At 72.8% G+C, this 12,534-nt stretch carries 9 protein-coding genes; 5 read left to right on the top strand and 4 right to left on the bottom strand.

All coding sequences use genetic code 11. The features are described from left to right. Positions 1–18 precede the first annotated feature (18 nt). From HV824_RS23770 to HV824_RS23755, 4 genes are all read right to left on the bottom strand, one after another. The gene (locus HV824_RS23770; protein WP_368670956.1) at positions 19–1,581 is read right to left on the bottom strand and encodes a hypothetical protein; all 1,563 of its coding nucleotides are present in this window, start codon (positions 1,579–1,581) and stop codon (positions 19–21) included. 198 nt (positions 1,582–1,779) lie between these two features. After that, on the bottom strand, positions 1,780–2,313 hold the full coding sequence (locus HV824_RS23765) for a hypothetical protein (RefSeq protein WP_163781864.1): 534 nt from the start codon (positions 2,311–2,313) through the stop codon (positions 1,780–1,782). 133 nt (positions 2,314–2,446) lie between these two features. Next, entirely contained in the window at positions 2,447–2,827 is a 381-nt protein-coding gene (locus HV824_RS23760; protein WP_176418625.1) for a response regulator, read from the bottom strand. A 186-nt stretch (positions 2,828–3,013) separates the two neighbouring features. Continuing rightward, positions 3,014–3,463, bottom strand: a complete 450-nt coding sequence (locus HV824_RS23755) for a Fur family transcriptional regulator (protein WP_176412337.1) — start codon at positions 3,461–3,463, stop codon at positions 3,014–3,016. 550 nt (positions 3,464–4,013) lie between these two features. Between HV824_RS23755 and HV824_RS23750 the strand changes: the two genes are divergently transcribed. The 5 genes from HV824_RS23750 (at position 4,014) to HV824_RS23730 (ending at position 11,640) form a co-directional block, all read left to right on the top strand. Beyond that, positions 4,014–5,981, top strand: a complete 1,968-nt coding sequence (locus HV824_RS23750; protein WP_217917674.1) for an ATP-binding protein — start codon at positions 4,014–4,016, stop codon at positions 5,979–5,981. A 242-nt stretch (positions 5,982–6,223) separates the two neighbouring features. Then, a complete protein-coding gene (locus HV824_RS23745; protein ID WP_163785954.1) occupies positions 6,224–6,601 on the top strand; it encodes a response regulator in 378 nt (125 codons plus the stop codon). Beyond that, complete coding sequence (locus HV824_RS23740; protein ID WP_176424291.1) at positions 6,598–8,664, top strand: chemotaxis protein CheA; 2,067 nt, start codon at positions 6,598–6,600, stop codon at positions 8,662–8,664. The genes HV824_RS23745 and HV824_RS23740 overlap by 4 nt, the downstream gene beginning before the upstream one ends. Further along, a complete protein-coding gene (locus HV824_RS23735; protein ID WP_176415916.1) occupies positions 8,661–9,107 on the top strand; it encodes a chemotaxis protein CheW in 447 nt (148 codons plus the stop codon). The genes HV824_RS23740 and HV824_RS23735 overlap by 4 nt, the downstream gene beginning before the upstream one ends. Further along, complete coding sequence (locus HV824_RS23730; RefSeq protein WP_176424290.1) at positions 9,088–11,640, top strand: methyl-accepting chemotaxis protein; 2,553 nt, start codon at positions 9,088–9,090, stop codon at positions 11,638–11,640. The genes HV824_RS23735 and HV824_RS23730 overlap by 20 nt, the downstream gene beginning before the upstream one ends. The last annotated feature ends 894 nt before the right edge of the window (positions 11,641–12,534 follow it).

Below are 12,534 nucleotides of genomic sequence, written 5' to 3'. Positions count from 1 at the left end.
CGGAGAGGTCCTCGCGCTTCAGTTGCCGCGGAGGACCGTCAGGCCGCTGTCGGTGAGGACGTACAGCGCCGCCGGCGTCACCCGCGGGTCGTGGAGGAGCTGCCGCACCCGGGAGCCGCTCACGCCCGCCACCTTCTCCAGCGTCTTCAGCGGCGTGAGGCGCCACAGGCCCGAGCGTTCCGTGCCGATGTAGAGCGAGCCGTCACCCGTGGCCGCCAGCGCGCTGATGTTCTGGAGCGCGGCGCGCTGCTCCGCGTTGGCGCCGGTCAGCCGGGTGCCCGTCTGGGCCTGATTGGAGGCCCACGTAATCGTCATCTCCCACAGGCCGTGGTCCTTGCTGCCCAGGTAGTAGCGGCCGTCCGTCGTCTGCTGGAAGCCGCGCCAGCTGTCGAACTCGCTCATGCCGTTGACCTGGGGCAGGTAGGAGGACTCCACCTTCATCAGGTTGACGCGCTTGTCCATGTTGTCCCAGTCGCCGTGGTGGGGCGTCGGCGTGACGATGCCGAACATCCACTCGTTGGCGATGAGGACGTCCCCGTCCTGCGCGATGCCCAGCCCGTAGGTGTAGCCCGCCATCTGGCTGCCATTCTCGTTGAGCCACACCGGGTGGCGGTGGGAGCTGTACTCCAGGCCGCGGATGCGGGTGACGCCGTGGTTGGAGCCCACGTAGACGTCACCCTGGTCCCTGCCGTGCATCACCGTCACGCAGCTCAGGATGCTGCGGTCCTCGTCGAAGTGATGGTCGTTGCTGTTGCGGATGCCCAGGTTGTCCACGTCATCCAGCCGGCGCGGGCCCGTCTGCACGTGGGGATTGCCGTTCGCGTCCGTCGTGTTGCGCACCGACTGGTGCAGGTGCTCCTCGAGGACAATCTGCCCGCTGTCGTCCAGGCGCACCACGTCCACGTCACCCTGCTTGTAGTACTGGAGCCGACGGTGGCTGTACGGGAAGCACGGCTGCGCCGGGTCCGGCTGGTAGCACTCGGTGGGGCTGACGATGTAGTTGGGCTGCAGGCCCGGGAACTCCGGGTCCGTGCGCAGGTCCGTCGTGGCGTAGCCCACGTAGGCGCGGCCCGCGTCGCCGCCACAGATGACGGTGGAGCCGGTGGCCGCCCGGTCCGGACCGAAGCCGCCCTGGGCCTGGCCAATGGGCGAGCGCGTCCAGACGACCTGTCGCGTGTCCGCGCGCAGCACGCCAATCCGGTCCCCATCCAACAGCCAGATGTTGTGCGCGGCGTCCACGCCCACCGCCCGCGCCCGGGAGATGTCGTAGCGGGATGAGTAGTTCGTCACCGCGTCCGTCGGCCACGGTCCTTCAACAGGGCCGCTGCCCGCGTCCGGCTCCGAGCCCGCGTCTGGCTCCGTGCCCGCGTCTGGCTCCGTGCCCGCGTCCGGCTCCGTCCCGGCATCCGGCTGCGTGCCCGCGTCCGGCTGCGTGCCGGCGTCGGGTTCTGGCCGCGTCACCGGTGGAATGTTGTCGATATCGTTGTCCGTCGTGGGGGGCGTGGGCTCGTTCGAGCCACCGCATGCCCACGCCGTCATCACCGCCACCCCTACCCACCCAGCCAACAGTCGTCGATTCACCGCTTCCTCCTCCCGGGGACGCACAGCAATTCGCATACCGGGCTTTGGACGCCTGACCGCCTGGGAAACAGGGTCTGCGTGGGTAAAACGCTTCCCTGTCTGGAGAAGAAGAGGGCCTCGTGGTGATGAAAAACAAACGGGCCCGCCTCCGGTGTGGAAGCGGGCCCGTTTCGAGCCACGATGCGCGTGTCGCCAGGGCTACCGCGTCGGCGTGCCGTCGAGCTCCTTGTCGACGGACTCATGCGGCTGCGTGCCCGCGCCGCCGGTGCCCGGCTGCTTCTTCTTGGCACCCTTGGGGCTGGTGGCGCGCAGCTCCAGCGCGACGACCTCCTGGCCCTCCAGCTGGAACTTCGCGCGCACCGAGGCGCCTTCCGGAATCTCATCCGTCTTGGCGACCTTCTTGCCGTCCAGCATCAGCTTCGTCTTGTCGCGCACGTCCAGGTCCGCGTCAGGCAGGCCCGGGCGGGACAGGCTCACGCCGTCCGCGGTGGCATCCTTGAGGGTGCCTCGCAGGCTCATGGCCTTGTCCATCTTGAAGGTGCCTTCATCCTCCGTCTGGACGCCCGTCACGTCCTTGGCGGCCTCGCCAATGGCGGGCCCCACCTCCGTGGCGTCCACGCCGGTGCTCTTCTCCGTACCAGGACGGGGCACCTGCGTGCGCGACGGCTGCTGCTGCGCGAACGCGGCGCTACCCACACACAAAGCGACTGCGGCGATGAGCTTCTTCATCATCCCTCTCCCTGAGTTCAGTTCGGTTGGACCGGCTGCTGGAAGCAAGGGTGGGGCCGCTTCTTGCTCTCGCCAATCCATGCCGGGTGCCCCAGGGGCGGCCCTGGCCGCAGGGCAGCCGGGCAGGCGCTCGCGCTCAGTTGGGCAACTGACTGAGCCGCTTCACCGCGCTGAGCAGCTCGCGCAGGTCCAGCGGCTTGCGCAGCCAGCCGGCGACGTCCAGGCCTTCCGCCGCGCCCCTCACGTCCAGGTCCGCGCTGGCCACCAGCACGGGGATGCGGCTGAAGCTCGTGTCGTGACGCAGCGCCTCACGGAAGGCGAAGCCGTCCATGCGCGGCATCATCAGGTCGAGCAGGATGAGGTCCGGCATGGATTCGACCTGGCGGAGCTGGGTCAGCGCCTCCAGGCCATCCGCCGCGAGCAGGACGGCGTAGCCTTCCAGCTCGAAGACGTCCTGGAGCGCGTCACGGATGTCGAGGTCGTCGTCGACGACCAGCAGTGTCTGAAGGGGTTGCACCGAAGCCTCCGGCGAAGGCGGGGCGGTCTCCCCCACGACGCCGTCCCCAGGATGTGTCCGCTCCCCTGAAGGCGGAAGCGCATGGCAGGCCCGGGGGTGGGAAAATGCTCAGCCCCCGACGCATGCCAGGTCGCTCTCCGACGCATCTTCCCGGTGCCCGCGCCGGGGCCGCGGTGGCCCCGTTACTCAGTTGCAGCCGTCGCAGAGACCGCGAAGCTGCACTTCCACCGAGCGCTGGGACACCGCGCGGGGCACGCCCTTGGAGGACGCGATGCGGACCGACTCCTCCGGGAGGCAGGCCACGGTGCCGCAGTCGGTGCAGGTGAAGTGCGGGTGGCTGCCGTTGTGCTCCTCGCCCGCGCGCTTCAGCTCGAAGCGCCAGACGTGGTCGCCCAGGTCCGCCCGCACCACGAGCCCGGCCTCGGTGAGGTCCGTCAGGTTGCGGTAGATGGTCACCCGGTCGTAGCCCTCGTCACCCAGCGCGTCCACCAGGTCGGCGTGGCTCATCGGGGACGTGGCGTCCTCCAGCTCCCGCAACACCGCCACGCGGGGCGCGGTGCTGCGCAGGCCCGCGGAACGAATCCGGTCCTGGAACTCAGTGAGCTTCGGCTGCACGGCACTTCTCTTTGCTCCCATGATGCCCTTTCGAATAACCGATTTGACGGTCACTTTCACCCTGCTGAGACCTGGAGCGTTGAGTCTTCACGCTCCGCGTGATGCCTCTCAGCGGGTCTCCCCCGACTCCCCGCGCGTGCTTCCGGTAGACGGTTGTAGCTGCTTCCAATGCAATCCGGATGCAGAAGAATCGACGTTGCCATCGTGCCGGTGCCTGGTGGCGGGCCGGCCCGGCGTCACGCGGCGGCGGGGCGGGACGCAGGATTTCCGGGAGCCGCGCGGCATGTCGCAGGGAAAGACCTCGGGGGTGGCGGGCTGGCCACAGGTGAGCCCCTGCCTGCCCGGATGCGACTGTTGACGAGATACCGCTGTCGCGCTGGATGCATCCGTCACGCGGATGCGTTCCGGGAAGGAGGGCCCAGGGCCGGCGGCCGACTGGCGGTCATTTGCACCGGAGAACACTTGCCGCCGGAGCGCTTGACTCGGTGCGTTCGGTGCCCAGACTGCGACTCTTTCCTTCATCCGGGGTGTCTGAACGCCCTGGCGGCCCGCCCACCTTCGACTCGTCGTGATGACGCCCTCCCTCCTGCTCATCGAAGACCCCGGTGCCTCCCGGGAACTCCAGGTGCTCGCCCTGGAAAGCCAGGGCTGGAGGGTCTGGGTCTCCGCGGACGTGCCGGGTGCGCTGACGCTGCTGCAGACGGAGTCGGTGCAGGTGGTGGTGGCGGCCGCTGGCCTGCTGGTATCGGACGGGACGCACCTGGAGTCACTGCAGCGCGCCTTGGCGCTGGCGGGCGCCCTGTTGCAAATCAGCGCCTTCCCCGCGGAGAGGGAGGCGCTGGGCCCGCTCGACCTGCGGGTGGAGCGCTACCTGGGCCGGCCCCTGTCGCTGGGGGCGCTGGTGGAGGGGGCGCGGCAGGCCCTCCCGGTGGAGGCGGGAGGGGGGCCGGAGGCACGGCGGCCACATGTGCTGGTGGCGGACGACGACCCTGTCTCCCGCAAGCTTGCGCAGCTGCACCTGGCGCCCTTTCGCTTCGACGTGACGTTGGTGGCGGACGGCGCCACGGCGCTGGATTTGGCGCGGCGCCGCGGTCCGGACGTGGTGCTGGCGGACGCGCTGATGCCGGGCATGGACGGCTTCAAGCTGTGCCTGGGGCTGCGGCAGGACCCGCGGCTGGCCCGGGTGCCCGTCATCCTCACGCACACCGTGGCGCCCGACGAGCTGGACCTGCGCATGGCCCACAACGTGGGGGCCAACCGCTTCGTGCGCAGGACGCAGGAGGGGGACGAATTGGTGGGCGCGCTCTTGCGCGAGCTGCGCGCCGGTGGGCCGGCCCACACGTCTCCGCCCGTGGACCTGAGCACCGAGGACCACCTGTACCGGATGGTGCGCCAGCTGGAGCGGCGGGTGGGGCTGCTGGAGCAGGCCGAGCGCACCGCCCGGGAGAGCGAGGCGCGCTACCGGCTGGTGGTGAGCGGCTCCTACGACGGCATCTGGGACTGGGACCTGCGCGGCCAGGCCTTCTACTGGAGCCCGCCGCTGCTGGACATGCTGGGCCTGGGGCAAGGGGACTTCGGCGGGACGTTCTCCGCCTTCCTGGAGTTGATTCACCCGGACGACCGGCCGGACGTCATGGCCGCGCTGTCCGCGCACCTGGAGCGGGGCACGCCCTATGACGTGACGCTGCGGCTGCGGCACGTCACGGGCACCTGGCGCTCGTGCGTGAGCCGCGGCCGGGCGCTGCGGGACGCGCAGGGCCGCCCGGTGCGGATGGCCGGCATCATTGGCGACGTGACGGAGCAGCTGCGCCTCTACCGCGAGACGCAGGAGGCGGTGCGCGCGCGTGACGACTTCCTCAGCGTGGCGGCCCACGAGCTGCGCACCCCGCTGGCGGCGCTGCGGCTGCGCGTGCAGGGTGCCCAGGGCGTGCTGCGCGCGGGCCTGGGCGGCGGGCCTGGGCGGCTGGAGCGCGCGCTGGATTCGGCGGACCGGCAGGTGCAGCGCCTGGCGGACCTGGTGGAGTCGCTGCTGGACGTGTCGCAGCTCCAGGGCGGCGCGCCCCGGCTGCACCTGGAGGACGTGGATCTGGCGCTGGTGGTGCGCGAGGCGGTGGTCCGTTCGGAGGAGGCGGCGGCGCGCGCGGGCTGTCTGCTGGTGCTCAGCCCGCTGGAGCCCACGCCGGGGCGGTGGGACGCGGCGCGCCTGTCCCAGGTGATGACGCACCTGCTGTCCAACGCGATGAAGTTCGGGCCGGGCAAGCCGGTGGAGGTGGGGCTGGAGTCCGGACAGGACGTGGCGACGCTGATGGTGAAGGACCACGGCATCGGCATCGCGCCCGGGCGGCTGGAGAGCCTCTTCCGCCGCTTCGAGCGCGCCGTGCCGGTGCGGCACTACGGCGGGCTGGGCCTGGGCCTGTACCGGCTGCGCCGCATCGTGGAGGCGCATGGGGGCGGCGTGTCCGTGGACAGCGCGCCCGGAGAGGGCGCCACGTTCCGCGTCCGCCTGCCGCGCGAGCGGCCGCCCGTGGTGAGGGACTGACGGCGTGTCCCTCGCCGCGGCCGTTACCCAGGTGGCAGGCCAGGCAGGAGACGGGCGGGCGGGCGTCCAGGCCGGCGGCTTCCACACTGCGGGCGGGTTGAGACTGATACCGAGTGTCCCAGGCGGGGCACGTCGATGTTGTGGACTGTCTGCCAGTGTGCGCTGCAGCGGCCACGGGTCCGACCATGTCTTTCAACTTCGAGGAATCGCTCTAGGTTCGGTGGCCGTTTCCAGGGGACGCCATGGCAGAGGTGCTCGTCGTTGATGACAGCAAGGTGATGCGCGACATGGTGGTCGCGTGCCTGCGGCCCTATCCGGGCCTTACCTTCACGCACGCTTCCAGTGGCTTGGAGGCCATCGAGCGGTTGTCGCTCCAGCCGTATGACTTGTTGGTGTTGGACCTGAACATGCCGGACATCGGCGGCATCGAGGTGGTGGAGTTCGTGCGGGGGCAGGACCGGCTGCGCGAGCTGCCCATCATCATCGTCACCACGCGTGGTGACGATGCCTCGCGGACGCGGGCGTTGGCGGCGGGGGCCAGTCGCTTCATGACGAAGCCCTTCACACCGGACGCCATCTTGTCGGAGGCGCGTGGGCTGCTGGAGGGGAGGCGCGCTTGAGCGCGTCCGTGGACCTCGCGGACTTCCTCCCCGCCTATCTGGCGGAGACGGAGGAGTTGCTGGGGACGGGGCACCGTCAGTTGCTGGCCATGGAGGCCGGCATCCGGCGGGGGCAGCCGCACCCGCGCGCCGTGCGCGAGCTCTTCCGCGCCGTGCACACCATCAAGGGCCTGTCCGCCATGGTGGACGTGGAGCCCATCGTCGACATCGCGCATTGGATGGAGACGTGCCTGCGCCACGCCGACCGCGCCGGGGGGCGCCTGCCCGAGGCCAGCGTGGAGCCGCTGATGGAGGGGCTGCGCGAAATCGAGCAGCGCGTCCGCCAGCTCGCCGCGGGCAAGCAGGCCGCGCCGGTGCCTCCGGGGCTGCTGGCGCGGCTGGAGGCGCTGGATGCCGACAGCGCTCCGGGTGGGGGCGCCGCGAAGCCCGCGCCCGCCGCGCTGATGCTGGAGGAGGCCGTGGCCTCCCGGCTCTCCGCCGCGGAGCGGGAGCAGCTCGCCACGGGCGTCACCGATGGCCGCCGCGCGGTGCGGCTGGACTTCATCCCTGGCGCGGACCGCGCCGCCCATGGCGTCACCATCAACAGCGTGCGTGAGCGCGTGGCCCCGCTGGGCGAGACGGTGAGGGTGCTGCCCTTGTCGGGGGCCGCCGTGGGCGGCGGGGCGCTCACGTTCGTGCTGCTGCTGCTCACCGAGGCCTCGGACGCCGCGCTGCTGGAGGCCGCGGGGGGGCCGCCCGCGTCGGTGCGCCCGCTGGCCGCCGAGGCCCCGCGGGCGCCCGCCCTGGCGCCCCTGCCCGAGTCGGCGCTGATGGAAGAGGAGCCCGAGGAGGCGCGGCGTGGCGGCGGCTCCCTGCGGGTGGACGTGTCCCGGCTGGACGAGGCGCTGGAGCGGCTGGCGGCGCTCGTCGTCAACCGTTCGCGGCTGACCCGCGCGGTGGCGGCGCTGACGGCGGCCGGCGCGCCCACGCGCGAGCTGCAGGCCATCCTCCAGGAGAACGCGCGCCAGCTTCGCGACATGCGCACGGCCATCCTCCGCCTGCGCATGGTGCGGGTGGGGGACGTGCTGGAGCGGCTGCCGCTGCTGGTGCGCGGCCTGCGCCGCAGCACGGGCAAGTCGGTGCGGCTGGAGCTGGACGTGGGCGACGCGGAGCTGGACAAGGCCGTGGCGGACCGGCTGCTGCCCGCGCTGGTGCACCTGGTGCGCAACGCGGTGGACCACGCGCTGGAGTCGCCGGAGGCGCGCCGCGCCGCGGGCAAGCCGGAAGAGGGCGTGCTGCGCGTGGCCAGCCATGGCCGGGCGGGGGGGCTGCTGGACCTCACCGTGGCGGATGACGGGCGCGGCGTGGATGCGCGGGCGGTGGCCGCGCGCGCGGGCGTGCCAGTGCCCGCGACGCCGGACGCGCTGCTGGAGGTGCTCTGCCGGCCCGGCTTCTCCACCCGGGATGCCGCCAACGCGACCAGCGGGCGGGGCATGGGCATGGACATCGTCCACCGCATCATCGTGGACCAGCTGGGCGGCGAGCTGGGGATGGAGACGCGGCCCGGCGCCGGCACCACCTTCCGGCTCCGCGTGCCGCTCACCATTACGCTGCTGGACGCGCTCGTCTTCGAATGCGCCGGGCTTCGCTACGCCGTGGCGGTGGGCTCCGTGGAGGAGCTCATCGAGGTGGACGCCGCGCGGCGGGTGTGGCCCGCGGGAGCGGAGGGCGTGGCCTTGCTGGAGCGCCGGGGGCGCTCGGTGCCGCTGCTGGGGCTGGCGCGGCTGCTGGGGCGCGGGGACGCGGACGGCCACGGAGGCGACTCGGCGGCCAAGGCGCTCCTCGTGCGTCAGCGCGGTGAGCTCGTCGCGTTCGGCGTGGACCGGTTGGTGGGGCAGCAGGAAATCGTCCTGCGTCCGCTGGAGGACCCCTTGGTGCGCGTGCCCGGCGTGGTGGGCGCCACGGACCTGGGGGATGGGCAGCCCACGCTGGTGCTGGACCTGGCCGCGCTCGGGCTGGCGCGAGGTGGCGGCGCGCCGCACCAGCGCAGGGCTTCCGCCCAGGAAGAGAGGCGCCTCGCATGAGCGTGCTGCATGTTGTGTTCAAGGTGGATGGAGCCGAGTACGTGCTGCCCGCGGCGGACGTGCTCCAGATGGAGTCCTTCGCGGGGGCCACGCCCGTGCCGGGCGCCGCGCCGCACGTCGCCGGGTTGGTGCAGGTGCGCGGGCGCGTCATCCCGGTGGTGGACGCCCGCCTGCGCTTCGGCCTGCCGCCCGTGGAGCGCACGCTCGACTCCCGGGTGGTGGTGGCGCAGCTCGGCGGCCGGGTCGTGGGGTTGGTGGTGGACAGCGCCCGCGAGGTGCTGAAGCTGGACCTCCAGCAGCTCAAGCCGCCCCCTCCGCTGGTCGTGGAGGGAGCGCGCGGTTTCGTGAAGGCCGTGGCCCAGGTGGGGCCGCGCCTGGTGATGCTCATCGATTTTCCCCGGGTCATCGGGGAGGAGACGTTGGATGGCGACGGAGAGCGGTAACGCAGGGGTGACGCTGGATGCGGCCCGGGCCCTGGCCGGGGAGGCGGTGCGCAGTATCCAGGAGAGCACGGAGCTGGTGCGGGCCGTGGAGGGGCTGGCGACGCGGCTGGCGGCCGGCGGCAACGAGCAGGCCGCGGCCTCCGAGCAGGTGCGCGCCGCCATCGAATCCGTGGCCGCGCACGTGGAGGAGACGGGGCAGTCCGTCCATGAGCTGGTGCGCTCGCAGCGCACGGTGAGCGACTCCGCGCGGGCCCAGGTGAAGGAGGCCGAGGCCACCGCGGGCACCCTCCAGGAGGTGAACTCCTCCGTGGCGGGCGTGCGCAAGGACGCCGCGCACCTGGCGGCCTCGGCGGACGCCACGGCGGGGGCGCTGGAGGAGGTGTCGCGCTCGGTGAAGGGCGTGAGCGCCAACGCGGAGGAGCTGGCTGCCTCCAGCGAGGAGCTGCTGGCCTCCATGACGGAGATGAACGCCACCGTGGCGGACCTGGTGTCGCGCAACCAGGCCAGCGCCGCCGCCACCGAACAGGTGGCCGCCACCGCCGAGGAGATGGCCAAGGGCATTGCCCGGCTGTCCACGGATTCGCAGGGCGTGGGCGAGCGCGTGGCGCAGGTGACGCAGGCGGTGACGGGAGTGGTCCGCTCCCTGGGCGAGGCGTCCCGGGACGCCACGGCCATGGCCTCCAGCGTGGAGGATACGGCGGCCACGGTGGAGGAGCTGGCGCGCAGCGTGAAGGGCGTGGCGGAGAACGCCCGGACGCTGGAGACGCACTCCGCCAGCACCGCGTCCAGCGTGGAGGAGGTGGCCGCCAGCGTGGAGGAGGTGGCCGCCACGGCGGAGAAGAACGCGGCGACGGTGGAGGCCAACGCGGCCACCATCGAGCAGCTCGCCCGCTCCGCGCAGGCGGTGGCGAAGGCCTCCGAGCAAATCAACACCCTGGCGGCTGGCAGCGCCGCCGCCTCCGCGCAGCTGGAGTCGTCCACGCGGCGGGTGGCGCAGATGATGGAGGAGGCGCGCACCACCGCCGAGCGCGTGGGGGCCACCGCGCGGGAGGGGGGTGCCACGGTGACGCGCTCCATCGCCGGCTTCGGCCGCATCCGCGAGTCCATTGTCGGGTCGGCCGGGGTGATGAAGGAGATGGGCCGGCGCGCCGAGGAGATTGGCGACATCGTGCAGACCATCAACCTCATCGCGGACCGCACGAACCTCTTGTCCCTCAACGCCAGCATCGAGGCGGCGCGCGCCGGTGAGCACGGCCGGGGCTTCGCGGTGGTGGCGGAGGAGATTCGCGCGCTGGCGGACCGCGCGGCGGCGGCCAGCGCGGACGTGGCGAAAATCGTCCGGGGCCTGCAGACGTCGGCGCGCGAGGCGGCCACCGCTTCGGGCGAAGGCGTGCGGGCGGCGGACGAGGGCGCGGCGCTGGCCGGGGACGCCGAGCGCGCGCTGTCCACCATCCTCAAGGGCGTGGAGGACCTGGGGAACAACGTCCGCGAGGTGTCGCGCGCCTCCGGCGAGCAGGTGCAGGCCACGCAGGCGCTGGTCCAGGGCACCGCGAAGGTGAGCGAGCAGGGGCGGGCCATCGCCTCATCCGCTTCGGAGCAGGCGCAGGCGTCCCAGTCGCTGGCGCAGGGCGGCGCGGAGATGCGGCGCATGTCGCGGCAGACGATGCAGGCCACCTCCGAACAGGCGCGCGCGCTGCGCGAGGTGGTGCGCTCCAACGGCCAGCTCGCGGAGGCGGCCCAGAAGGTGTCGCGCGCCGTGCAGGAGCAGGCGCTGGCGGCGGCGGACCTGGCCAAGGGCACCTCCCAGATGCGCCAGCTCGTCCAGGGCGTGAGCGTGGCGGTGACCACCCAGAGCCGTGACGTGGCGGGGGTGGGCACCCTGGCGCAGGAGGCGGCGGCGGCCACCCAGCGCACCCTGGTGGGGCTGGCCGAGCAGGCCACGGCCGCCCAGGAGGTGACGCGGGCCATGGAGGAGACGCGCAAGCAGGTGGCCCAGTCCTCGCGAGGCATGACGGAGCAGGCGCGCGCCCTCAAGCAGGGTGAGACGGCCAGCCGCCAGGTGGCGAAGCTGGCCGCGTCGGTGACGCGGGCCGCCGAGGAGCAGTCGAAGGCGCTCAGCGGGCTGGTGCGGGAGGCGGACGAGGTGCGGCGCGTGGCGCGGCAGACGTCGCGCGCGCTGGACGAACAGACCGAGGCGCTGGGGGCGCTCACGGGCTCCGCCAGCCGCCAGGCCACGGGCGTGGCCGTGGTGGCGCGCGCCAGCGCGGAGGCCACGTCGGTGATGGAGGGCCTGGCCAAGAGCGTGGAGGAGATTCGCGTCCGGGCCCGGGACATCACCACCGCCACCGCGCAGCAGTCGCGCGCGACGGCCACCACCGCCGCGGAGGTGCGGGAGGTTGCGGGCCGGCTGGCCCACCTCACGCGGCTGCAAGGCGCGCAGTCGGAGAGCCTGGCGAAGCTGCAGGGCGCGCTGGGCGGTGGGAAGGACAACCCAGAGGCCGCGGCGTCCTCGCCGCGGGAGCAGCGGGCATGACGGCCACATCCTCGACGTCGGTGCACCCGCTGACGCTGTCGGCGGAGGACCGCTCCCAGGTGGATGAGGTGGAGCAGCTCGCCCGGCGCGGCGCCTCCAGCCTGGCGCTGCTGGTGGGCGGGCTGGATGCCCAGAGCTGGGCGGTGCGGCGCGCCGTGGTGGGCGCCCTGGCGAAGCTGGGGACGCCCGCGGTGGCGTCGCTGCGCGACGTGCTGGTCCATCGCCGCGACAGCGAGGCGCGCCTGGCCGCGACGGTGGAGGCCTTGGTGGCCTCCACCGGAGACGTGGAGGGCGTGCTGGAGCCGCTGGGCGAGGACGCCAACCCCGCCCTCGTCTGTGACGTGGCCCAGGTGCTGGGCCGGCGCCGCGGCCGGCGGTCGGTGCCGCTCTTGTCCCGGCTCACCGTGCACGCGGACGACAACGTGGCGGTGGCGGCCATCGAGGCGCTGGGCCGCGTGGGCGGCGGCGCGGCGGTGGACGCGCTGCTGGCGGCGCTGGGCAGCGGGAACTTCTTCCGCATCTTCCCCGCCATCGACGTGCTGGGCCGGTGCGGGGACCCGGTGGTGGTGCCCGCGCTGCTGGGCCTGCTCGCGGACCCCTTCTACACCCTGGAGGTGGCGCGCGCGCTGGGGCGCACGGGCCAGGAGGCCGCGGTGCCCGCGCTGGTGGGGCTGCTGCGCCGGGGCAATGACTCGGCGGTGCGCGCGGCGGCCGTGGCGCTGGTGGACATCCACGAGGCCCAGGTGCAGCGCTTCGGGGGCTCGCGCACCGTGCAAGCCGCGATGCGGGGCCCGGAGTCGGCCGTACTGGGGCGGCGGCTGTCGCAGGGCGTGACGAGCGCGGACACGACGGAGAAGCTGTCTCTTATACACATCTGACGCTGCCGACGAATAG

Source organism: Myxococcus sp. AM009, assembly GCF_013372605.1.
GTDB lineage: Bacteria > Myxococcota > Myxococcia > Myxococcales > Myxococcaceae > Myxococcus > Myxococcus vastator.
The sequence above is the reverse complement of the archived record's forward strand: the minus strand, read 5'-3'. Positions and strand labels throughout refer to the sequence as shown.